Source organism: Kribbella sp. NPDC003557, assembly GCF_040610805.1.
Lineage (GTDB): Bacteria > Actinomycetota > Actinomycetes > Propionibacteriales > Kribbellaceae > Kribbella.
Genome location: NZ_JBEXMY010000002.1, coordinates 833,077 through 853,220, shown reverse-complemented (window position 1 = coordinate 853,220; position 20,144 = coordinate 833,077). Strand labels below are relative to the sequence as shown.

General features: G+C 69.4%; 20 protein-coding genes and 1 tRNA gene. 7 read left to right on the top strand and 14 right to left on the bottom strand.

All coding sequences use genetic code 11. From position 1 onward, the window contains the following. Positions 1–199 precede the first annotated feature (199 nt). The gene (locus ABZW60_RS10055) at positions 200–1,417 is read right to left on the bottom strand and encodes an MFS transporter (RefSeq protein WP_355475394.1); all 1,218 of its coding nucleotides are present in this window, start codon (positions 1,415–1,417) and stop codon (positions 200–202) included. Positions 1,418–1,494: 77 nt separating this feature from the next. Then, positions 1,495–2,733 (bottom strand): MFS transporter, encoded by a 1,239-nt coding sequence (locus ABZW60_RS10050; protein ID WP_355475393.1) that lies wholly within the window; start codon positions 2,731–2,733, stop codon positions 1,495–1,497. Between the two features lie 242 nt (positions 2,734–2,975). On the opposite strand from ABZW60_RS10050, the gene ABZW60_RS10045 reads away from it, so the two are divergent. Continuing rightward, positions 2,976–3,067 (top strand) — tRNA-Ser (locus tag ABZW60_RS10045). Between the two features lie 150 nt (positions 3,068–3,217). Beyond that, positions 3,218–3,781 (top strand): dihydrofolate reductase family protein, encoded by a 564-nt coding sequence (locus tag ABZW60_RS10040; RefSeq protein ID WP_355475392.1) that lies wholly within the window; start codon positions 3,218–3,220, stop codon positions 3,779–3,781. A 99-nt stretch (positions 3,782–3,880) separates the two neighbouring features. Here the strand turns inward: ABZW60_RS10040 and ABZW60_RS10035 are convergent, their stop codons facing one another. The 5 genes from ABZW60_RS10035 to ABZW60_RS10015 all read right to left on the bottom strand — a co-directional run bounded on the left by ABZW60_RS10035 (position 3,881) and on the right by ABZW60_RS10015 (position 9,149). Then, positions 3,881–4,150 carry a hypothetical protein gene (locus ABZW60_RS10035; protein ID WP_355475391.1) on the bottom strand — a complete coding sequence of 90 codons (270 nt, stop codon included), beginning with the start codon at positions 4,148–4,150 and terminating at the stop codon, positions 3,881–3,883. A gap of 35 nt (positions 4,151–4,185) precedes the next feature. After that, positions 4,186–4,587 (bottom strand): ester cyclase, encoded by a 402-nt coding sequence (locus tag ABZW60_RS10030; protein WP_355475390.1) that lies wholly within the window; start codon positions 4,585–4,587, stop codon positions 4,186–4,188. A 98-nt stretch (positions 4,588–4,685) separates the two neighbouring features. Beyond that, positions 4,686–7,514, bottom strand: coding sequence for an AAA family ATPase (locus ABZW60_RS10025; RefSeq protein ID WP_355475868.1), 2,829 nt, complete (start codon positions 7,512–7,514; stop codon positions 4,686–4,688). A gap of 150 nt (positions 7,515–7,664) precedes the next feature. Then, positions 7,665–8,333: a Type 1 glutamine amidotransferase-like domain-containing protein gene (locus ABZW60_RS10020; RefSeq protein ID WP_355475389.1), complete on the bottom strand. Its 669-nt coding sequence runs from the start codon at positions 8,331–8,333 to the stop codon at positions 7,665–7,667. A 99-nt stretch (positions 8,334–8,432) separates the two neighbouring features. Further along, the gene (locus ABZW60_RS10015; protein WP_355475388.1) at positions 8,433–9,149 is read right to left on the bottom strand and encodes a DinB family protein; all 717 of its coding nucleotides are present in this window, start codon (positions 9,147–9,149) and stop codon (positions 8,433–8,435) included. Positions 9,150–9,271: 122 nt separating this feature from the next. Here ABZW60_RS10015 and ABZW60_RS10010 point away from each other — a divergent pair, with 122 nt between their 5' ends. Beyond that, on the top strand, positions 9,272–10,270 hold the full coding sequence (locus ABZW60_RS10010) for an acyltransferase domain-containing protein (protein WP_355475387.1): 999 nt from the start codon (positions 9,272–9,274) through the stop codon (positions 10,268–10,270). After that, on the top strand, positions 10,261–11,022 hold the full coding sequence (locus ABZW60_RS10005; protein WP_355475386.1) for an alpha/beta hydrolase: 762 nt from the start codon (positions 10,261–10,263) through the stop codon (positions 11,020–11,022). The genes ABZW60_RS10010 and ABZW60_RS10005 overlap by 10 nt, the downstream gene beginning before the upstream one ends. Here ABZW60_RS10005 and ABZW60_RS10000 read toward each other — a convergent pair. The 4 genes from ABZW60_RS10000 to ABZW60_RS09985 all read right to left on the bottom strand — a co-directional run bounded on the left by ABZW60_RS10000 (position 11,019) and on the right by ABZW60_RS09985 (position 14,689). Beyond that, positions 11,019–11,768, bottom strand: a complete 750-nt coding sequence (locus ABZW60_RS10000) for a nuclear transport factor 2 family protein (protein WP_355475385.1) — start codon at positions 11,766–11,768, stop codon at positions 11,019–11,021. The genes ABZW60_RS10005 and ABZW60_RS10000 overlap by 4 nt on opposite strands. Positions 11,769–11,824: 56 nt before the next feature. After that, entirely contained in the window at positions 11,825–12,748 is a 924-nt protein-coding gene (locus ABZW60_RS09995) for an RNA polymerase subunit sigma-70 (RefSeq protein ID WP_355475384.1), read from the bottom strand. Then, the gene (trpD, locus tag ABZW60_RS09990) at positions 12,748–13,788 is read right to left on the bottom strand and encodes an anthranilate phosphoribosyltransferase (RefSeq protein ID WP_355475383.1); all 1,041 of its coding nucleotides are present in this window, start codon (positions 13,786–13,788) and stop codon (positions 12,748–12,750) included. Before trpD ends, ABZW60_RS09995 begins: the two co-directional genes overlap by 1 nt. A gap of 145 nt (positions 13,789–13,933) precedes the next feature. Then, a complete protein-coding gene (locus ABZW60_RS09985) occupies positions 13,934–14,689 on the bottom strand; it encodes a glycoside hydrolase family 16 protein (RefSeq protein ID WP_355475382.1) in 756 nt (251 codons plus the stop codon). A gap of 75 nt (positions 14,690–14,764) precedes the next feature. On the opposite strand from ABZW60_RS09985, the gene sigJ reads away from it, so the two are divergent. Further along, positions 14,765–15,643, top strand: a complete 879-nt coding sequence (gene sigJ / locus ABZW60_RS09980) for an RNA polymerase sigma factor SigJ (protein WP_355475381.1) — start codon at positions 14,765–14,767, stop codon at positions 15,641–15,643. Here the strand turns inward: sigJ and ABZW60_RS09975 are convergent. After that, complete coding sequence (locus tag ABZW60_RS09975) at positions 15,624–16,373, bottom strand: aminoglycoside phosphotransferase family protein (protein ID WP_355475380.1); 750 nt, start codon at positions 16,371–16,373, stop codon at positions 15,624–15,626. The genes sigJ and ABZW60_RS09975 overlap by 20 nt on opposite strands. A 126-nt stretch (positions 16,374–16,499) precedes the next feature. Between ABZW60_RS09975 and ABZW60_RS09970 the strand changes: the two genes are divergently transcribed. Then, complete coding sequence (locus tag ABZW60_RS09970; RefSeq protein WP_355475379.1) at positions 16,500–17,726, top strand: FAD-binding protein; 1,227 nt, start codon at positions 16,500–16,502, stop codon at positions 17,724–17,726. A gap of 57 nt (positions 17,727–17,783) precedes the next feature. Here the strand turns inward: ABZW60_RS09970 and ABZW60_RS09965 are convergent, their stop codons facing one another. Continuing rightward, entirely contained in the window at positions 17,784–18,704 is a 921-nt protein-coding gene (locus tag ABZW60_RS09965; RefSeq protein ID WP_355475378.1) for an SH3 domain-containing protein, read from the bottom strand. Between the two features lie 290 nt (positions 18,705–18,994). Between ABZW60_RS09965 and ABZW60_RS09960 the strand changes: the two genes are divergently transcribed. Then, on the top strand, positions 18,995–19,762 hold the full coding sequence (locus ABZW60_RS09960) for an enoyl-CoA hydratase/isomerase family protein (RefSeq protein ID WP_355475377.1): 768 nt from the start codon (positions 18,995–18,997) through the stop codon (positions 19,760–19,762). Here the strand turns inward: ABZW60_RS09960 and ABZW60_RS09955 are convergent. Then, positions 19,733–20,095 (bottom strand): YciI family protein, encoded by a 363-nt coding sequence (locus tag ABZW60_RS09955; RefSeq protein WP_355475376.1) that lies wholly within the window; start codon positions 20,093–20,095, stop codon positions 19,733–19,735. The two genes, ABZW60_RS09960 and ABZW60_RS09955, sit on opposite strands and share 30 nt — an antisense overlap. Positions 20,096–20,144: the final 49 nt, after the last annotated feature.

Below are 20,144 nucleotides of genomic sequence, written 5' to 3'. Positions count from 1 at the left end.
GTGTACCCGGTCGACGTGCGGACTCTCCACTGCCCGGGTCCTCACAACCCGGGCGGCGGTGTCCTCCGGGCCGTCCACATCGGAGGTGGCAGGCTCGGTCCGGCGGACAATCCGGGGTGGAGAACCGCGAACTGGAGCCAACATTAGAACAGATGTTCGATCCGATGCAACGCATCCTGACAGGTCAGGAACCAGCCGCTCAGATCCGCTCGGAACTCAACCGCGGCGCCACTCGCGCCAGCACGTAGATGGTCAGGCTCGCCACCAGCGCGAGCCCTGCCAGCACCACCCACGGCAGCTCGTGATGCACCTCGAAGAGCTGCGCGAAGAAGGCCGGTGCGAGCACGCTAGAGAACGTGAACGAGTACTGCCAGTACGACAGGTACTTCCCTCGGCCGACCGTCGGTGCGATCGCCGCCGACAGAGCGTTGTTCGTCGCCGCGTGCAGTACGTCGGCGAACGCGTAGCAGGCTGTGGCGAGCACCAGGACCGGCACGACCCACCCCACCGCGATGTGCACCTGCAGCGCCATCAGCAGCGCCCAGACGGCGTACGTGATCCCGGCGACCACCATGACGTTGGTGCGACGCCGCCGCTCGGTGTGCCGTACGACGAGAGTCTGGCCGGTCGCCAGCACGACTGACGTCGCCGCGATCAGTACCCCGACCAGCCACTTGGGCACGGTCAGAGCCTCCGTGACGTACACGGGCACGCCTACCCCGAGCATCATCGTGCAGAGCGCCAGCAGCGTGTTCGCCCCGATCAACGCCAGGAACGTCTTGTCCTTGCGCAGTTGTGGCGCCGGCCCGCTGTCCTGGTCGCTCCGCTCATGGTGTGACGGGTGCAGCCGCAGGAGCAGCAGCCCGGCCAGGTAGAACGTCACCGCGTTGAGAGCCATCGCGAACAAGAACGGCGCATCGCCCCCGATCGCCAGCAGCCACCCGGCCACCAGCGCGCCCAGAGCCACGCCACCGGCCTGCATCATGCCGCCCAGACCGAACCACTTGTCCCGCTCGCCCTCGTCGGCGACATCGGCCAGCAGGCTGAAGATCGCCGACCAGAACACCCGCTGCCCGGTCGTCGTGACCAGCGCGCACAGGAAGAGCAGCCAGCTGGACCGCCCGAAGAAGAAGCCGGTGAACGCCAGGCCCTGAGCGAACTGGGCGGCCACCACGAGATTCCGCGGCCCGAACCGATCGATCACCACTCCGACCGCGGCCGGCGCCGCGATGGAGAACAACGTCGCGACGGTCAGCATCACGCCGGCGGTACCGAGGGGGATGCCGGCGACCTTGTTGAAGTACAGCAACAGCAGTGGCCCTGCACAGCCGCCGCCGAACGAGTCGATCGCCAGACCGGCCAGCAGTGGGACCCGGCCGCGAACGTTCGGCAGTCCGAGTGACGCGGCTGCGGGCATGGCGGAGCGCTCCCATCGGGTCGTTTTCGGCGGCTGGCGAACCGTAGCAAGCGCTCGCCAGCCCATTCCAACCCATTTCAGTCAGCCGCGGACACCCGTCGTATCGCGACGTTCCGCAGCGGGCGCCAGGCCACTGCTGTCATCACCACCATCGCCACGAACGCGATCGCGAACGGTGCGGCCAGACCGAACCGCTGCGCCAGTACGCCGCCCAGCGCGGAGCCGATCGCTGCACCGCCTACTGACGCCAGCAGGTACACGCTGTTGACTCTGCCCATCAGCACGTCCGGTGTGGCGAGCTGACGCGTTGTAGTCGAGACAATGCCCCACACCACCGCGTGGACGCCGAACACTGCCATGGTCGCGCCGGCGACCCACGGGCTCCTGGTCAGCGCCAAGATGAGGTGGACCGCCGTCTCGATGACCAGCCCAGCCCGCAGGAGTGTCACGGATCCCACCCGAGGCTCCAGGAAGTGGTACGTCGGCATGCCGAGCACACCGCCCACGGCGCCGACCGACACCAGCAGACCGAACTGTGTCTCGGTCAGCCCGAGCCGCTCGCGCGCGAACAGCACCCAGGTCGCGAACGCGGCGCAGAAGGTGATGTTCATGACCAGGATCGACAAGGAGAGCGTCCGTACGCCGGAGTGGCCCCAGAGCCACCGGACCCCTTCGCGCACCTCATGCCAGATCGCTGTCCGCGTGGAGTCGTCAGGGAGCGGCGGACGGACGGCGACGCGGGCGATCAGGGTCGCCGCCGCAGCGAAGGTGATCGCGTCGAAGACCAGCGGGATACCGGCACCCGCAGCGAACAGCAGCGCACCCAGCGGCGGCCCGCCGAGCTGCTGGAGCACCGTGCCGCTGGCGAACAGCCGGGCGTTGGCCTTGCCGAGGTGCTCCTTCGGTACGGCGCTGACCAGCAACGCGCCGGATGCGTTGTCTGCCAGCGTTTCCGCCGTACCGAGAAGGAAGAGTGCGACGTAGACCGCCCACAGCGGAGCGGTGTCGAGCAGTACTGCGAGACCGAGCGCGGCCAGGACGACCGCGCGAAAGGTGTCTGCGGCAACGATCATCAACCGGCGGTCGAGCCGGTCGACGAGGACGCCGCTGAACAACGCGAACAGCAGCCAGGGCAGCTGCTGGACGAACGCCGCGGCGCCGACCGCCGCGGGCTCGGTGGTGATCGAGGCGACGAGCAACGGACCGGCGGCGATCAGCGCACCGTCGCCGAGGTTCGAGATGACGGCGGCCGGAAAGATCTTCCGGAAATCCGCGCCGAGCGCGGCCGGAGCCAGGTAGGCACCGAGTGAACGCATATGAACTCCTGAGGGCATGACGAATCGATGGACCCGGCCGAACAGCCGGCCGGTCCCGCCCGGTCAGAACGTCAGTGCGCCGACCGGACGGCGTGTGCGATGCCCTCGAACGACCGAGACATTGCTCTCACCTCCGTCCAACCCTCAGCGACGACCCCGCCGCTGCGCCGACCCTACCGGCCCCTCCCCACCCCCGCACTCCGTTTCCACCCGGTATCCTCAACCCTCGGCGGCAACCGCCAGGAGGGTTCGCATAGCGGCCGAGTGCGCTGGTCTTGAAAACCGGTATGGCGGGTGACCGTCATCGTGGGTTCGAATCCCACACCCTCCGCCATCCACACCCAAAGCGCCGCGTGACATGCCGTCGTGCCCGTCTGCTTCGTGAGGATTGTGCCGATGGTCTGTCGGATCCGGAGTGGGGCGTTCGTTGTAGGGGTGACGGGCGGCCGGAGCGCGGCGTCCGACTGACGGGAGGCATGGCTCGATGCGGAAATTGATCTACGGCATGAACCTGTCGCTGGACGGCTACATCGCCGCGCCCGGTGACGACCTCGGGTGGGGTGTGCCGAGCGACGAGTTGTTTCAGTGGTGGCTCGACCGGGAGTTGGCGATCGGGCTGTTCCTGTACGGGCGCAAGCTGTGGGAGACGATGAGCTCCCACTGGCCGACCGGCGATCAGCAGCCCGACGCCACCCCGGCGCAGATCGCGTTCGCGCGGAACTGGCGGGACACGCCGAAGGTGGTGTTCTCCTCGACGATCGACAAGGTCGACTGGAACACCCGCCTGTTCACCGGTGACGCGGTCGCCGAGATCACCCGGCTCAAGGCCGGCGACGGCGAGCCGATGCGGGTCGGCGGCGCCACGCTCGCCGCGGCGGCCATGCGGGCCGGGCTCGTCGACGAGTACGAGATTGTCACCCATCCCGTGCTGGTGGGCGCCGGCGCGCCGTTCTTCACCACGCTGGACAGCTGGGTGAATCTGGACCTGGTGGAGACGCAGACGTTCCCCGGCGGCGTGATCATGACCAGGTACGAGACAAGCCGCTGAACGTACGGCGAGCGTACCGCGACCAGCCACTCCGCTCTGGGCGCCAGATCGGAACTCTGGACAGAGCGGGTGCCTGGCCGCGTAGGTAATCGCGATGGCTCAGGACGCTACGAGGATCGACATCGTCTCGGGGAGGACGGTGTCGTACTTCATTGCTTCGACCAGCTCGTCCGATGGGTTGGCCAGCACGGCGAAGAGAGCGTCGAGATCCGCGACGTCCATGACCAGACCGACCTTCGTCCGGTCCTGAGGGTTGACGAACGTCCGGAGGTTGCTGGCGCCCAACGAGGGCAGGAGCTCCGCACGCTTCGGTGATGTGAGCCAGTGGTCGGTGTCGGTGACATCGTGGGTCACGATGATCGTGGGCATAACTCCTCCTTGCATGGTGTGTGAGCCGGCCTGTGCTAAGCCGGAGCGGCCGTGGGGACGACGCCGAGCTGCTGCATGAGCGACAGCATGTCCGCGACACCCCAGTGCTCGCAGACCAGGCCCGCTCCGTCGAACCGCATGATGTCGATGAGCTCCACCTCGACGCCCGTGCCGGAGGGCGGCACACCCATGAACTCGCCCTGGTGAGTCCCGGTCACCCTGACTCGGGCCACGGCCTTGTCCCCGTCGGCGATCAGGTCCTCGACGTTCATCCGAAAGTCGGGAAAGGCGGTCAGCAGCGCCCGGAAGAAGTCGAGCGTGCCCTCCTTCGTGGTGGGAAAGCCCGGCCCGCCCTGGTGCTCGACGAAGTCGTCGGCGACCAGTTCGCCGAACCCGGCGAGGTTTCCCGCGTTGATCAGCTCGTAGGTAGTCCGCATCGTCGCAGCGTTGTCCACCGTGGCACCCCCTCTTGGCTGTGGTTGCAGCGTGCATTGCTGCCTGCGATCGATTCTGTGAGCCGCGAGGGGCGAAGACATCACTCGATCGTGTGATGTACGGCGGCGGCGAGCGCGACCCGGTTGGAGACGCCCAGCTTGGCGAACACGTGCCGGAGATGGGTGTTGACAGTGTGCGGCGAGATGTAGAGCTGCCTGGCCACGGCGCCGTTCGTGAGTCCTTCTGCCACCAGCCGCGACACCGCCTGCTCGGTCGTGGTGAGGCTCTCCCAGCCGCCCGCCGGACGGTGCCTGGACCCACGGGGGCCAGGCCGGATGCCGAGTTCGCGCAGCCGCGCCCGGACGCGGGCCGCCCACGCATCGGCCCCGGCCTGCTCATAGCGCTCCAAAGCCTCGGCCAGCAGCGTCGCTGCTTCGTCCCGACGCCCGCCGTGGGCCAGCAGGCTTGCCGCGTCCTCGCAAGCACCGGCGTGCTCGACCAGGAGCGGGGCCTGGCGGGCGAGTGAAACGGCATGGAGCATCTGCTCGACCTCGCCGTCGACCATGCCCTGGCAGCGCAGCGCCAGGGACTGCACCGTCGGCACTTCCGGTGCCAGGCCCGCTCCCTCCGCTACAGCGCTAGCCACCTCGGCCGCGACGTCACGATGGCCCAGTTCCAGGCCCAGACGCACGAGATCGGGCGCAAGACAGCGATGGTAGAAACGGCTCTCTCGTGCCACGTCGAACCGCCAGCACCGCAGCAGCAGGTCGTAGGCAGCCTGATGATCGCCCCGGGCCGCCATGAGTCCCGCCACCGCGAAGGCGAGGACCCCAGCGTTGTAGCTCGGCTGGTCGCCCTCCAGCGAGGCAGCGATTCCGGCCGTCAGCTCGCCAGCGGTCCGGTGATCCCCCACGCCCGTCGCGATGATGGCCCGGTACGCGAGCGACTGAGACACCAGGAGCGGGTTGCCCTTCTCCTGCGCCGTCTGGCCGCCGGCGATCAGGCCCGGTACGGCGTCGTCCCACTCCCCGAGCGCGAAGGACGCCTGGGCATCGGCCATGAGCGTCTCGGAGAGCCACCATCCTGCGCCGAACTCGTCGTCGAGAGCAGCCCGGTACGCCGCTCGCGCGTCGCCGACGAGATCACAGTCGAACAGCGCCAGGCCGAGAAAGAACTTCGGCCGCAGCGGCAGCGACCTTATGTCGGGCGAATCCTCAGCCAGCAGGGATGCGCGCCGGGCGTGGACCAGCGCTTCACCGAAGCGGCCCTGCCGGCCCACCGCCACCATCAACGCCGTCAGAGCCCACACCGTCATCGCAGGATCGCTCGCCTGCTCGGCGATGGCCAGTCCCTGGCCGGCGGACGCTTCACCTGCCTTCGGATCGCCTGTATAGGTCAGGGCCCAGCTCTGCTGGGCCAGCATCAGCACCCGGTCGGAGGGCTCAAGCCGGGCGGAGCCGGCGAAGCTGGCGCGGACGACGGCGGACAGCTCGGCGGCGCGGTTCTGGAGAGCCAACGCACCGACCAGCGCCACGCGCAGCGGTGTGTCCACCTCAGTGGCGTGCGGCCGCGTGAGCACCGCCTGTGCACGATCAGACGCCTCGGCAGGCTGCCCGGCGCGCAGCAGCGCCTGGACGAGCTCCGCTGACACCAGATCCGCCTCGCGATGACCACGGGGAAGCAGCGCCTCGGCGCGGCGCGTGAGCTCGAGGGTGACCGACGGCGCCTGAGCCGACGCTTCATGCGCGGCGTCCCGCAACCAGGCCACCGCCTGCTCGTCACCACGCTCCGCGCCGAGGATCAGATGATCCGCCACGTCCAGTCGATCTGCGCCCCCGGTCATGAGCACGACCGCTGCCTCACGATGCAGAAGACGGCGGGCCGCGGGCGGCAGGTGCTGGTAGATCGCGTCATGCACGAGCTGGTGCCGGAACACAACGCGTTCGTCAGCCTCGTCCAGGAGCTGAGCGTCGAACGCGTGACTGAGATGCCGGACCACCTCGGCCGGCGGTCGGCGGGTGACGGCTGCGACGTCGCGAAGCGAAACGGAATCGCCTAGAACAGCCGTGACCTGTAGCAGTTCCAGCGCTGCCGGGGGCAGGTCGCGAAGGCGCCGAACCACGAGGTCGCTCAGCGAGGCCGGCAGCTCGGAGGTCGTGACGTCGATGATGTCATCGGTGCGGCGCAGCCGGCCTTCATCGACCAGTGACCGCACCATGGCCACGGCCCACAGCGGGTTCCCAGCGGTCTTGGCCAGCATTGCGGTCAAAGTGGGGCCAGGAGACGCCCCCAGCGCGTTGCGGGCGAGCCTGGCCACGTCGTCGGGCGACAGCGGCTGGAGCCGCACGGAGTGCGCGCCCCCGGCCGCTAGATCAGCGAGCAGCAGTTCCAGCTGAGCGGGCCGCGGCGAGGACCGGGCTGTCACGACGACAAGCAACGCCGCCAGAGGAAGCTGCCGTGCCACCGACAGGATCGTCAAGAGGCTTGCGCTGTCGGCCCAATGGATGTCCTCGGCCACCAGCAGCACCGGGCTCTCCGAGCAAGTGCTGTCGACCAGATCCACGATCTCCTCAACGACTCGGTACTGGATGTCGCCGGCGGCCGGCGCGGACATCCCCTGGCCCCGGCCGCCCAGCAGCTCGCCGATCGCAGCTCGGCGCGGGTCGGTCGACCGCCGGCTCAGACCCAGGGCCGCAGCGACCACACCGAACGGGCGGGTGCGCTCGAAGGGATGCGCCTGCCCGCCGTACACAGCAACTCCGCGAGAACGCGCGTCATCGACGACGCACTCCACCAGCCGGGTCTTGCCGATGCCGGCTTCCCCCTCGATCACCAGTACCGACCCCCTGCCCTCGCTGAGATCGCGCACGGCAGCCGCAGCCAAGGCAAGCTCGGCTTCCCGTCCGACCAGACCTCCCGGGGAAGGCATGTTCAAAGGCTCTCCCCAGGTCAGCACCGGAGTCCAGCCGTCGAAGCGTGCGAGCGTTCAGCGTGGCCGCGCGCCCACTCTGGGTCCTAACTCGTTCGGTTGGTGTGTGACGACGGCCCACCTGCAGGCATCACGCGGACAGTTGGACGGCTAGGCGGGGAAGGCCTTCCAGTGGCCTTCGGAGACTAGCTCGACGGTGCCGTCGGCCACCTTGATCGCGGTCTGGTCGTCGATGGCGTACGACGGGCCTCCGATGCCGGCGGCCCAGCGTTCGGCGTCGGCCAGGGTGTTCTCCGGCATGTCCTCGTGGTCCAGGTGCGGGAAGATCGAGAAGTCGACGACCCCGAGGGTGCGGTCGTCGGGCGCGGCCGGCCAGTTGACGAAGTCGGCACCGATGCGCGGAGTCATCACCATGCTGCCCGCACTCAGCCCCACCCAGACCGTCTCGGGCAGCGACGCCATGAGCTCCGACAGCCCTGACTGCCGCAGCCAGTGGCACAGGTACGCCGCGTCGCCGCCGTCCACCAGCAGTACGTCGGCCTCGCGGACCCACGGCACCCATCGCTCCTCGCCGATGCTGGGCAGCGCAGTGAGCTCCAAGACGCCCAACGACGCCCAGCCCAGGCTGGTCATCGAGTGCCACGGAGACTCACCGGCGACGAAGCGCCGCACCGAGGCGGGCCCGAGCATCGGATGGCCCCACTGCGCTGTCGGGATGCAAAGCGCGGCGGAGTCGGAGATCGGCTTGCCCAGCAGATCGACGAGAGCATCGCGGATGCTCTCGTTGGTCAGGCCTCCGGATGTGAGCAGCAGTTTCACGACATCTCCCAAGTTGTGTGCGACGCGGCCGTCGGTTCGAGCGGCCGGCGTTCACCTGATCCACGAACAGGCTGTCCCTGATCCGACATCGCCACCGGGTCAGCCCGCTTCGATGGTGTCGAGGTCGCGGGTGGCGAAGCGGTAGTGCTCCCACTCCTCCTCGAGGATCACGTGGAGGCAGGACCTGGTGGTTTCGGGGCGGGGGCCGTGCGGGTTCTCGCGGGGTGTGTCCAGCTCGGTGGGGGTGACCGTGGCGAGGAAGTCGCGGACCATGGCGACCCGGCCGGCGCGGACTTCGAGGACCTCGGCGTACGACGGCTGGTCGCCGTTGTCCTTCGTGTTGTACTTCAGGCCGATCGGGTGGAGCTCCTGGTGGCCGAGGACGGCGCGGCCGAACCACAGGTCGGTGGCGTGGATCAGGTGCCGCAGTGTCTGCGCGAACGACCACTCGCCGGCCACGGAGACGTCGACGGTGCCTTCCGGCATGCTCGCGACGCGGTCGATCGCCGCCGCCCAGGTCCGCTCGACCGTGGCCCAGGCAGCGCGGAGGCCGTCCGGGTCCTTGGCCCGCCGGTCCGCCCGGCCGGGGAACCGGCGGTTCAGTTCGTCGTTGACAAACCCGGAGACCTCGATGCCGTTCACCTTCAGGCTGCCGCCCGGCTCGACGATCCACGGCGCGTCGATGTCCGCTCCCTGGAGGTCGATGCCGCGCATCACCACACCGGACAGATCGGACTCCACGAACCGGGCGCCGCGCAGATTCGCCCCCACGAACTCCGCACCCGCCAGGTCGTCGGACTCCCCGAACTTCGCCATCCTCAGCTCCCTCAGTAGACGTTTCGGCGAGCCTAGCCGTGACCTGGGACACAAAAGTCGTGCGCTTGACCGGCGGCCCGTGGTGAGGTCGAGGGACTGACCGAAGACGGGAGGACACGGCTGTGGACGTTCTGGGTGCGGCAGAACGAGTGGGCTTCACGAAGCGGGACCAGACGCGGTTCGAGGGCCTGGAGGTCGGGGCCGACCCACAGCTACCCGAGGACGCCGAGGAGTTGCTCGCGTACTGCGGTGTAGGCCCGGCTGATCGCAGCGCGATGCTGGCGGCTCGCCCGGACCCCGACCGCGAGCCGGAGTGGTGGGCGATCACCTGGGCGCTCGCCGGCGAGGTCGAGCGGAACCTGGACGTGGCGCTGCCGTCCACAGGCTTCAGAGGCTGGCCCGCGGTGCCGCGGAACGCGTCGCCGGTGGGACTGTTCGCTGCGGCGTGGGCGCTGCTGGCCAACCTGCCGAGGTTGCGCGAGCTCCACACGCAGAGAGGCGTACCGGAGTCGGTGACTGTCGCAACCGTCTCGGCTCTGGGTGGAGTCATGGGCACGCACCGGCACATCTTCGGCGCACCGGGCGTCGGGCTGATGCCGCTGTGGGGTCCACCGCTGAGGTTCCGCGGAGCCGACTACGAGATCGGCCGGCACGACTTCACCCGGACCCACATGGGTCTCGGCGACGGCGTGTCCGGGCACGTACTCTCCATCCACATCCCACCGAGCGGCCCGCTCGACGCGCAGGAGTCGGAGGAGTCAGTTGCCGCCGCGGTCGAGTCGTTCGAGCGCTGGTACCCGGAGGAGCCGATCGCGGGGCTCGTCTGCCACTCCTGGCTGCTGGACCCGCAGCTGGCCGAGTACCTCCGCCCGGAGTCGAACATCATCCGTTTCCAGAGCCGCTTCGATCTGCTCCCGCTGCTGCCGCCCGAGGATCCCTCTGAGGGCGACCGTGAGCTGATGCGGCTCGGTCTGCACCTGGAAGTCCCGGCCCATCGACTGACCGACGAGGACCTCGACAGCATCCCGCAGGACACCAGTCTGCAGCGAGCGTTCGTCAGGCACCTGCGAGCTGGCGGGCATTGGTACGCACGGACAGGCATGCTGAAGAGATGGAGCTGACGATCCCGGTAGGGCAGGACACGGTCTGGACCGAGCATCTGGCCGGCGACGGTGTACCGATCGTGCTGTTGCACCCGGGCATCGGGGACTCGCGGTCGTGGGACCTCGTGGTGCCCGCGCTCGACGGCAGGCGGGTCCTGCGCTACGACGTCCGCGGGTACGGGCGGTCGCCGCAGCCGACCAGCGAGTTCTCGCTGCTTGGGGACCTGGAGAAGGTCCTGGAACAGCTGAACCTGGACCGGGTCCTGCTGGTCGGCTGCTCGATGGGTGGCAGTACGGCGCTCAGCTTCGCGCTGGCGCACCCGGACCGAGTCCACGGCCTTGTCCTGCTCTGTCCGGGCGTCCCCGGCTTCCCGATGCCGGAGGAGCCCGAGCTGGACGCGCAGTACGACGTACTGGCCGCGGATCGGGATGTGGAAGGGCTGGTGCAGTTCGGCCTGCGGCACTGGGCCGCTGCGGGTGCTGACGACGCCGTGGTCGCGCAGCTCCGTGCATCCGTCCCGGCGTGGTTCGACCAGGCCGAGTACCTGAAACCGGATCCGCCCGTCTACGACCGGCTGCACGAGATCAAGGCCCCGTCGGTCGTCATGGTCGGCGACAAGGACCGCCCGATCCTCGCCGCCGTGGCCGGCGCCACCGCCGCCCGCATCCCCGGCAGCGAGTTCGTCTGGCTCCCCGGCGCCGACCACTTCCCCAGCCTCCGCGAACCACAGCAGGTCACGGAGACCATCCTGCGGCTCGCGGGCGACTAGGACGCCGGATAGGACAGGTGCTGGTGGATCAGTTGCCAGCCGGCGCCGGTTCTGCGGAAGACGCGGGTGGCGCGGGAGGTGGTTTCGGTTCCGTCGGCGGTGACGTGGTCGACGGACCAGGCGACGGCCAGGTCGTCGGCGGATTCGACGGTCGGATCGGGGACGGTGAAGGTGATCGCGTCCGGGCTCGAGGCCAGGCCCGCGGCGCACACCTCGCGAACGGCTTGTTTGCCGGAGTAGTTGCCGTCGATCTCGTAGGACACGACGTTCTCGGCGATGGGCTCCATCAAGGCGTCCAGGTTGCCCGCGGTGGTGTCGGCGCTCCAGCGGTCGAGCACCGCCCTGATCTCGGGAGCCGCTGAGTTGTCGTGCGGGAACGAATGGTGCTCGTGGGTGACTGTCCAGCGGTCGTCGATCTTGCGCAGGCCGATCGTGAGCCGGAGCAGCTGGCGCGGATCGCCGTCGGCCGCACGGCAGTGCAGCAAGGCGAAGGCGAATGCGACGTCGGCGCCCGCGGTCACCTCCAGCGACTCCAGTTCGAAGGAGGCGCCCGACTTCTGCCACTCGAAGAAGCCGGGCCAGGTGTCGCGGTACGCGTCCAGGCCGTGCACCCCGTCGTACGGCGGGGGCACGTCGAACATCACCAGGTCGGGTGCGTGATCGGCCAGGACCGCGTCCAGGTCGCCGGTGTGCACAGCCGCGACCCAGTTCTCGATCAGGGTGCGGATCACCTGCTCGTCAGTCATGTCTCTCCCTCGGGAAGGTCGTCTTCACCCCCTACAACCCGCGATGTCCGGCAAACTCATCGCGGCAGCTCGGCGGGCAGCCCGAACGTCGGGAAGTCCGCTTCCAGGTACGACACGACTTCGGCGATCTCCGATCCCCGCAGGACGACGACGTCCAGCCCACAGGGCACGTACAGATCGCCCTGAAGCCTGTACGTGCCGAAGGCGAGCTGACCATTCGCGCGGGCCGGGAGGAAGCGCCATTCCTCCCGCAGCGGCCCGTCGAGGAGGAACGCCCGGATCGCGTCCCGCCCGAGGAACCAGTCCGGCAGCGGCGGCATCGAGTACTTCGCGTCCGCCGCCAGCATCGCCACGATCGCGTCGACGTCACGCGCCGCCCAGGCGGCCATGTACCGCCGTACGAGCTCACGCTCGCCCGACTCGCCCAATGCGCGCAGCGTCTGCTGTTGACTCGGTACGTCGCTCACCACAGCCCGCGCTCGTTGCAGCGCGCTGTTGACCGCAGCAACCGTCGTCTCCAGCACCTCAGCTACTTCGCGAGCACTGAACGCAAGTACGTCGCGTAGTAGCAGCACGGCACGTTGCAGAGCAGACAGATGCTGCAGCGACGCGACGAAGGCGAGCTCAACGGATTCCAGCGCCAGCAGCTGTGCCTCTGGCGTCAGAGTGGACGTCCAAGCGAGACGGCTCTCCGGGTACGGGTCCAGCGTCTCCTCGTCACGCCGGCCACGCCGCTCGATCAGGGTGAGGCAGCGGTTCGTCGCGATCTTGTAGAGCCACGGACGGATCGACCCGCGGTCCTCGTACCCGAGCAGGCCACTCCACGCGCGCAGCAGCGTCTCCTGGACAGCGTCCTCGGCGTCCGCGTCGGAGCCGAGCATCCGGTAGCAGTGCGCGTGGAGCTCACCACGCCACGGATCGACCAACCGTCCGAAGGCGTGCTCGTCACCCGCGCGTGCGGCGTCCAGCAGGTCTTGCATCATCCGCACGCTAACGAGTGGTAGGCCCAGCGGTCCAGCACTGCGGCTGCCCGGCCGCTGTCCACAGCTTCCTCGCAGCGCTCGAAGCAGTCAGCCAACTGTTCCAGGCCGGACTCCAGCGACAGTGTGGCCAGGGCAGCCGCGGCGTTCAGCAGTACGACGTCACGCACCGGTCCGCGTTCTCCGGCGACCAACCCGCGCAGCAGCCGCGCGTTGAACGCTGGGTCCCCGCCACGCAGCTCTGCCAAGGACGACGGCCGTAACCCGAGCGAGCGTGGGTCGAACACCACCTCCGACGCGGACCCGCCATGCACCACCCACAGCCGTGAGTAACCGGTAGTGGTGAGCTTGTCGAGCCCGTCGTCGCCGCGAGCGACGAGTGCGGACCTGCCCTGCTTGGCGAGCGCTTTGGCAAGCACGGGCAGCATATTTGGGTTGGCCACGCCAACGAGTTGGTGTTGTGGGCAGGCCGGATTCAGCAACGGCGCGAGCACATTGAACGCGGTGGGGACCGCCAGCTCACGCCGTACGACGGCAACCTGCCGCAGAGCCGGGTTGAAGCGTGGAGCGAACAGGTAGGTCAGTCCGACCTCTGCGGCCATCCGAGCAGCCTCGGAAGCGGACAGGTCGAGTGGAACGCCCAGGTGCTCGACGAGGTCGCTGCTGCCGGCAGCTGAGGAGGACGCGGCCCGCCCGCCGTGCTTCACCACGGTGGCACCGGCCGCCGCGGCGACCACGGACGCCATCGTGGAGATGTTCGCCGCGCCGGTCCGGTCGCCGCCCGTTCCGACGATGTCGACGAACGGTCCGTCGATGAGCACCGGGGTCGCGTGCGAACGCAGGACCTCGGCCAGCCCGTTGAGCTCGTCCGCGGTCTCGCCCTTGGCCCGCATGGCGATCAGGAACCCGGAGATCTGCGCCGGTGACGCGTCGCCCAGCACCAGTTGGTCCATCGCCCAGCCGGTGTCCGCCGCCGACAGGTCGGAGCCGGCCAGGAGCGCGGAGATCAGGCCGGACCAGGTCCGGAGTGTTGTTGCCATCGGCATTCCTCAGGGTGCTGGGCCGCCCACGAGGAGAACATGACAACGGCCGCCTCGCAGGAGACGGCCGGGTGGGTACGCGCGGATTCAGGCCGTCTGGTCGACGGCCCACCACATACTCGCGCGCTGGAACATGCCACCGACCTTAGCGCACGCGGTGCCGGACATGATCGACGGTGAAGGCGGGGACGTGGTCCCGGCCGGACTGCTCGGGGAAGTCGAACACCGCCAGCATCAGCTGCATCGGGTACGTCGGGGCGCCCTGGCAGCTGCGGATCGCGGTGCCGTCGACCGAGAACGACGCCGTACCGTCGACCCAATCGACCGCGTACGTGTGGAACTCCCGTACGTCGATCGGCAGCCGCACGGCTTCGAAGTCCTGCGGTACGGCGGGGTCCCGGATGGTCTTGAGACCCATGCCGACCGCGGCGGACTCACCCGGGACGACCGCGTCGCCGAACACCTCCATGACACAGATCTCGCCGCAGCGGCCCGGCTGGTCCTCCAGACCGACCATCCAGAGCGACACCATGGAGCCCGTGGCGATGTCGGCCCTGGCCCGCAGCTCGACGTACCCGCCGCTCGCGGTCCAGCCCCAGAACGGCTCCTGCTCCTCCTGCACGAGCAGACCGTCACGGTACGGCTGCTGGCCGACCGTGCTACCCACAGGGCCTGAGTAGTTACCGGACTGGATGCCGGAGACCCGCAGGTCCGGCTTGTGCGAGTCGGCGCACCAGAGGCCCTGCTCGACCGGGATGCTGAGCGTCAGGCACGAGTCGGCCAAGCCGTACGTCGCAGTAGACGCACCACGCGAGCTCCACTGCGGCAGGTAGTACGGCGACCACACGGACAGGTCCAGGGCGGGCGCGGCGAAGTCATCGGTGAACACCGGCTGAGTCATGCCCCCATGATCGGCCGACCAGGTGGTCTGTCACATCATGGTGGGCTGATCCGTCAGGGCACTGAGGAGGCAGCGGTGGACGAGCATGAGCAGCTGGCGCGGCGGTTCGAGGAGAACCGCGGGCACTTACGTGCGGTCGCGTACCGGATGCTCGGGTCGTTGCCCGAGGCCGAGGACGCAGTCCAGGAGGCCTGGCTGCGGCTGAGCCGGACCGACGTGAGTGACGTCGGCAACCTGGCCGGCTGGCTGACCACCGTGGTGTCGCGGGTGTGTCTGGACATGCTGCGCAGCCGCAAGTCGCGGCGGGAGGACTCGCTCGACACCTATGTCCCTGACCCGGTGATCGGTACGCCGGGGCCGGAGGACGAGGCTGTTCAGACGGATGCGATCGGGCTGGCGCTGCTCGTCGTCCTGGAGACGTTGTCGCCGGCTGAGCGGCTGGCGTTCGTGCTGCACGACATGTTCGGGGTCGGGTTCGACGAGATCGCCACGATTGTGGACAAGTCGCCGGCCGCGACGCGTCAGCTGGCGAGCCGGGCGCGGCGGCGGGTCCAGGGCGCGCCGGCCGGTGACGGTGACGTCAGCCGGCAGCGGGTGATCGTGGAGGCGTTCCTGGCGGCGTCGCGGGGCGGCGACTTCGAGGCGTTGCTGGAGCTGCTGGATCCGGACGTGCTGCTGCGCGCGGACGCGGGGACGGCGAGCGCGGAGTTCGCCGGTCCTGCGGTGTCGAAGCTCGTCCGGGGCGCGAGGGCTGTGGTGGAGCAGGCGCTCATGTTCAGCCGGATGGCGCCGTACACGGAGCTGGCGCTGGTCAACGGACTGCCTGGCGCGATCACCGTCGTCAACGGCCGTCTGATGGGCGTGATGGCCCTGACCGTCACCGACGGCCGGATCACCGAGATCGACATCCTCGCCGACGTCGACCGGCTCGAGGTCATTCCACTGCCAGCCTGAGCACGCGCCGCGCCTGCGCCTCGGCGGTGCCTGGCGGGTTGCGGTGAGCGCTGGGGCCGCCGGGTCCGATCAGGGTCAGCCAGAAGCCGGCCCAGAGGATGCGCGCCTGGCGGAACCTGTGCGGGTCTACTGCGAAGCGTTCTACCAGTGGGGCTGGGTCGGCTTGGCGCCAGGACAGGTGCTCGACAAGGTTGGCCAGCTCGACGGTGCGGTCGCCGAGGCCGGCGTCCTCGAAGTCGACAATGCAGACGCGGGTGCCGTCCCAGAGGTAGTTGGTGAGGTTCGGGTCACCGTGTGCGACTACTGGATCCTGTACAGCGGTCAGGTCGGGCGGCTCGCTGTCGAGCCAGGTGCGGGCGGCGCGGGCGATCACGCCTGTGGTGTCGGCGAGCGTTGTCAGGCCGGTGCGGGTGCGGTCGACGAGTGCTTGGAGGTCGATCGGCTGCAGGCCGTCGACCGGGGTGGACCAGAGGGTCTCGATGGCGTCGCCCACTGCTGCGGTCTGCGCGGGCGCCAACGGAGCTGTGAGCGCGCGGCCGGGGAGGAGCGTCATCGTGATCCACGGGGTGCCGGCCGTCGTGGGGGAGGACGCGAGTGGGGTGGGCGTCAGGCCGGGGGCTGTGCGGGAGAGGAGGGTGAGGGCGGTCCACTCCCGGGTCGGTTCGTCGCGTGACCACGAGGTGTAGCGCTTGGTGAGGGTTCGTCCGGAGATCTCGACCGAATGTGTCATCCGGAAAAGTTTGGCGGACGTGTCGATCCCCGGCGGTCTCCTTCGACGTATGAGCAGGAAGCGGATACGGCGAAGGGGCGGGACCAGATGTCTACGCAGGCAGTTGCAGCGGTTGCCAGTGACGTGGTGGCGGGACTGTTGGGGGCGGGGTTCAACGGTGCCGTTCGCCTGCCGGGCGAGCCGGAGTACGACGAGCAGCGCCGGTCGGTGATCCCTTCGGTGGACTCCCGCCCGCTCGTGGTCGCCGAGGCGTGCGGGCGGACCGACGTCCAGGCGGCCGTCCGGACCGCTCGTGAGTACGGCGTACCGATCGCCGTGCAGGCGACGGGACACGGCACGCGGGTGCCCGCGGACGGCGGCATCCTGCTGAAGACGACCCCGATGACCGCGGTACTGATCGACCCGGAACGCCGGATCGCGAAGGTCGCGCCGGGCGCACGCTGGGGTGCGGTGCTGGACGCCGCGCGGCAGTTCGGCCTCGCGCCGCTGTCCGGGTCGCACCGCGACGTCGGCGTCACCGGGTACACGCTGGGTGGCGGCGTCGGGTGGCTGGCCCGCAAGTACGGGTTCGCGGCCGACAGCGTGATCCGCGCCGAGGTCGTCACCGCCGACGGTCGCGTGGTCACCGCGAGCGCCGAGCACCACCCGGACCTGTTCTGGGCGATCCGTGGCGGCACCGGCAACTTCGGCGTCGTCACCTCGCTCGAGTTCCGCCTGTACCCGGTCCGCGAGGTGCACGCCGGGATCGTGTACTACGGCATCGACCGCGCCGCCGCGATCCTGTGCCGCTACCGCGACTGGACGGCCACGATCCCGAACGAGCTCAGCACCGCGATCGTCCTGACCCGCGTCCCCGGCACCGAGCAGCGCGCGGTCGCGATCAAGGTCCTGTACGCCGGTCCGGCCGACCTGGCGGAGCACCTGCTGAAGCCGCTGTTCGAGGTCGCCGGCCCGCGGCTGGCCGGCGAGCTGAGCACGATCGAGTACGCCGACGCCGCGATGGGCGGGACGCCCGCGCGGCACCTCGACTTCCTGGACACGCTGACCGACGAGGTGATCGACGAGGTCGTCGCGCTCGAGGACGCGACCGTCGAGGTCCGCCACTGGGGCGGCGCGATGGCCCACCCGGGGCCGGGCGCCGGACCGGTCGGGCACCGCGAGGCGCAGTACTCACTGATCATCGACCGCGAGGTCGCACTGCCCATGTCGGGCCGGACGTTCGTGAACTTCCTCGGCGACCCGGGGCGTGCGGACACGGCGTACGGCGCGAAGGACCTGCGGCGGCTGCGTGCGGTGAAGCGGGCCTACGACCCGACGAACTTCTTCCACCTGAACGCCAACATCCGCCCGTAGAGCCACCAAGAAAAAAGCGGCCCAGGTCCCCGCCCTGGGCCGCTTTCCTGCGCTCGATCAGACCGTGCCGGAGTTCCCGTAGACGGTCACGTGCACGTGGTCGTAGTGGTTCGCGGTCGCGCCGCCGCGGTCCTCCATCGCGCGCCAGCCCTCGCTGCTGCGCTGGACCGTCCAGATGTGCTGCTGCCAGATCAGCTGGCTGACGCCGAGCTTCTTGTAGTTCGCCTTCAACCAGTCGGCGACCTCCTGGCCCTCGGCGCCGCTGACCATGATGTCGAGCGCGTGCCCGGTCGAGTGCTCGGAGCCGCTGTCGCCGGACCGCAGACCGCCGTACGACGTGATGTCGGGGAACTTGGCGCAGATCGCGCGGTGCACCCGGATCGCGTCCTGGGTCAGGCCGTCCTCGACGCCGGAGCCGGACTGGCAGGCCGCCTGGGAGATCGTGCCGGCGGTGCTCGCGACGGGCTTGGTGGCCGACAGGTACTGCGCCTTCACCCAGCGGGACTTGCCGTCGCTGACGACCTCGGCCCAGATGCCGTCGACCTTGCCCGTGACCGAGACCTTGGTCCCCTTCGGGAGCACGTCCAGCAGGACGCCGGTCAGCGGGAGCGACCAGAGGTTCACGTCGGTGGTGGTGTACTTCGTGCCGCTGATCTTCGGCGGCGCCGCGTTCAGCTCCTGGGCGGCGCGGGTCTTCGCCGCGGTCGGCTTCGGGATCGGCGCCTGCTTCTTCAGGTGCTTGGCCGTCGGGCTCGGCTTCGGCTTGGGGGCCGCGCTCGGCGTCGTCGACGGGACGCTGATCGGCGGACGCAGGGCGTCCCGGCTGATCGTGGTGTCGCGCGACAGCTGCAGGGACGAGCTGGCGATCGACGGGTCGAGGTGAACTTGCTGGCTGGGGAGCGCGGCGGCCGAGCCGGTGGCAACCATCGCCACTGCCGCGCCGGGGATCGCAACCTTCGCAATACCGGGCTGGATCACCTTGGGACGCGACTGCCGGTGCCGCGCCTGTCTATGTCGTCCTGCAGCCACCTTGAAACCCAATCTGCCGAGACCAAAACGTTATCGACCGGAGGAGTCAAGCACACATCGCCGCGCCGGTTCGAATCGGCCCCGACTCTTAACGCATTACGAACATCCACAGACTCGGCCGCAGCGTGATCCGGTCGCTATCCGGATGTGACCGCTCCGAGATCAAACGCTTGGTCGGATCACGCGGCCTGTGATCCAGAGCGCGGCGGCCCGGCCACGGCGTGCGGTTGACTGCGGGCGTGGGATTTCGGATCGAGGGTGGAGCGGTCGCGCGGCTGGTGATCGATCGGGCCGCGAAGCGGAACGCGTTGACGCGGGAGATGTGGGCGGCGCTGCCGGGACTGCTGGCCGGGCCCGCGGCCGACGACGAGGTCAAGGTCCTGCTGGTGACGGGCGACGGTGCGAGTTTCTCGGCCGGCGCCGATATCCGTGAGCTGATCTCGGGCGCCGATCCGGCCGATCCGATGGCTGAGCTGCGGGCCTCGAACCTGGAGGCGCAGGCGGCGTTGCGGGAGTTCCCGAAGCCGACGATCGCGGTGGTGCGCGGGCACTGCATCGGCGGCGGGCTGGAGATCGCGGTGAACTGCGACTTCCGGTTCGCCGCGCGGGACGCGAGTTTCGGCGTCACGCCGGCCCGGATCGGCGTCGTGTACCCGCCGGCCGCGATCAAGGTGCTGCTCGACCTGGTGGGTCCGGCGACCACGAAGTACCTGCTGTTCAGCGGTGAACTGCTGACCGCGGATCAGGCCGAGCTGAAGGGTCTGGTCGACCGGGTCGCCGACGATCCGATGGCGGCGGCCGAGGCGTTCGCGGACACGCTGGTGTCACGGTCGCAGCTGACGATCCGCTCGGCGAAGGAGTCGGTCAACGCACTGCTGGCCGGCCGGGACGCGGAGGCGGAGGCGGTACGGCGGTATCGCGAGACGATCGCCTGCGGTGAGCTCGCGGAAGGGATCGAGGCCTTCACGCAGAAGCGGTCACCGCGCTTCGTCTGGCATCCCCGCTGAGATCAAGGTGCCGCGTAGCTCGACCCGGTCGCCGGCCGCGACCGAGACCCGGGCCGCGATCCGCTGCGCGTGGTCGTCGTCGGCGGCCTCGATCATGAAGAACCCGGCCAGCTGCTCCTTGGCCTCGCCGTACGGACCGTCGGTGACGACCTGGCGGCCGCCCCGCAGTTGCACGATCCTGGCCTCCGCCGGCGGTTGCAGGCCCTCCGAGCTGACCAGCTCACCCGACTCGGCGAGCTCCCGCTCGAGCTGCATCAGGCGGCCGAGCGCCGCGTCGTCCTGCGCGGTCCACACCCGGTCGACGTGCCGGAAGATCATCACGACGTACTTCATGGGCCTCACGCTAACCACCCGGACCGACAGAACCCCGCGGACGACGCCG

Excerpts from the sequence above, each read along its gene's own strand:
- ABZW60_RS10040 (WP_355475392.1), top strand. The coding sequence starts at position 3,218 with ATGCGGAAATTGATCTACGGCATGAACCTGTCGCTGGACGGCTACATC.
- ABZW60_RS09975 (WP_355475380.1), bottom strand. The coding sequence starts at position 16,373 with ATGACACATTCGGTCGAGATCTCCGGACGAACCCTCACCAAGCGCTAC.
- trpD (WP_355475383.1), bottom strand. The coding sequence starts at position 13,788 with ATGGCAACAACACTCCGGACCTGGTCCGGCCTGATCTCCGCGCTCCTG.
- ABZW60_RS09955 (WP_355475376.1), bottom strand. The coding sequence starts at position 20,095 with ATGAAGTACGTCGTGATGATCTTCCGGCACGTCGACCGGGTGTGGACC.
- ABZW60_RS10030 (WP_355475390.1), bottom strand. The coding sequence starts at position 4,587 with ATGCGGACTACCTACGAGCTGATCAACGCGGGAAACCTCGCCGGGTTC.
- ABZW60_RS09985 (WP_355475382.1), bottom strand. The coding sequence starts at position 14,689 with ATGACTCAGCCGGTGTTCACCGATGACTTCGCCGCGCCCGCCCTGGAC.
- ABZW60_RS10005 (WP_355475386.1), top strand. The coding sequence starts at position 10,261 with ATGGAGCTGACGATCCCGGTAGGGCAGGACACGGTCTGGACCGAGCAT.
- ABZW60_RS10035 (WP_355475391.1), bottom strand. The coding sequence starts at position 4,150 with ATGCCCACGATCATCGTGACCCACGATGTCACCGACACCGACCACTGG.
- ABZW60_RS10055 (WP_355475394.1), bottom strand. The coding sequence starts at position 1,417 with ATGCCCGCAGCCGCGTCACTCGGACTGCCGAACGTTCGCGGCCGGGTC.
- ABZW60_RS10050 (WP_355475393.1), bottom strand. The coding sequence starts at position 2,733 with ATGCGTTCACTCGGTGCCTACCTGGCTCCGGCCGCGCTCGGCGCGGAT.
- ABZW60_RS10025 (WP_355475868.1), bottom strand. The coding sequence starts at position 7,514 with ATGCCTTCCCCGGGAGGTCTGGTCGGACGGGAAGCCGAGCTTGCCTTG.
- ABZW60_RS10015 (WP_355475388.1), bottom strand. The coding sequence starts at position 9,149 with ATGGCGAAGTTCGGGGAGTCCGACGACCTGGCGGGTGCGGAGTTCGTG.
- ABZW60_RS10000 (WP_355475385.1), bottom strand. The coding sequence starts at position 11,768 with ATGACTGACGAGCAGGTGATCCGCACCCTGATCGAGAACTGGGTCGCG.
- ABZW60_RS09995 (WP_355475384.1), bottom strand. The coding sequence starts at position 12,748 with ATGCAAGACCTGCTGGACGCCGCACGCGCGGGTGACGAGCACGCCTTC.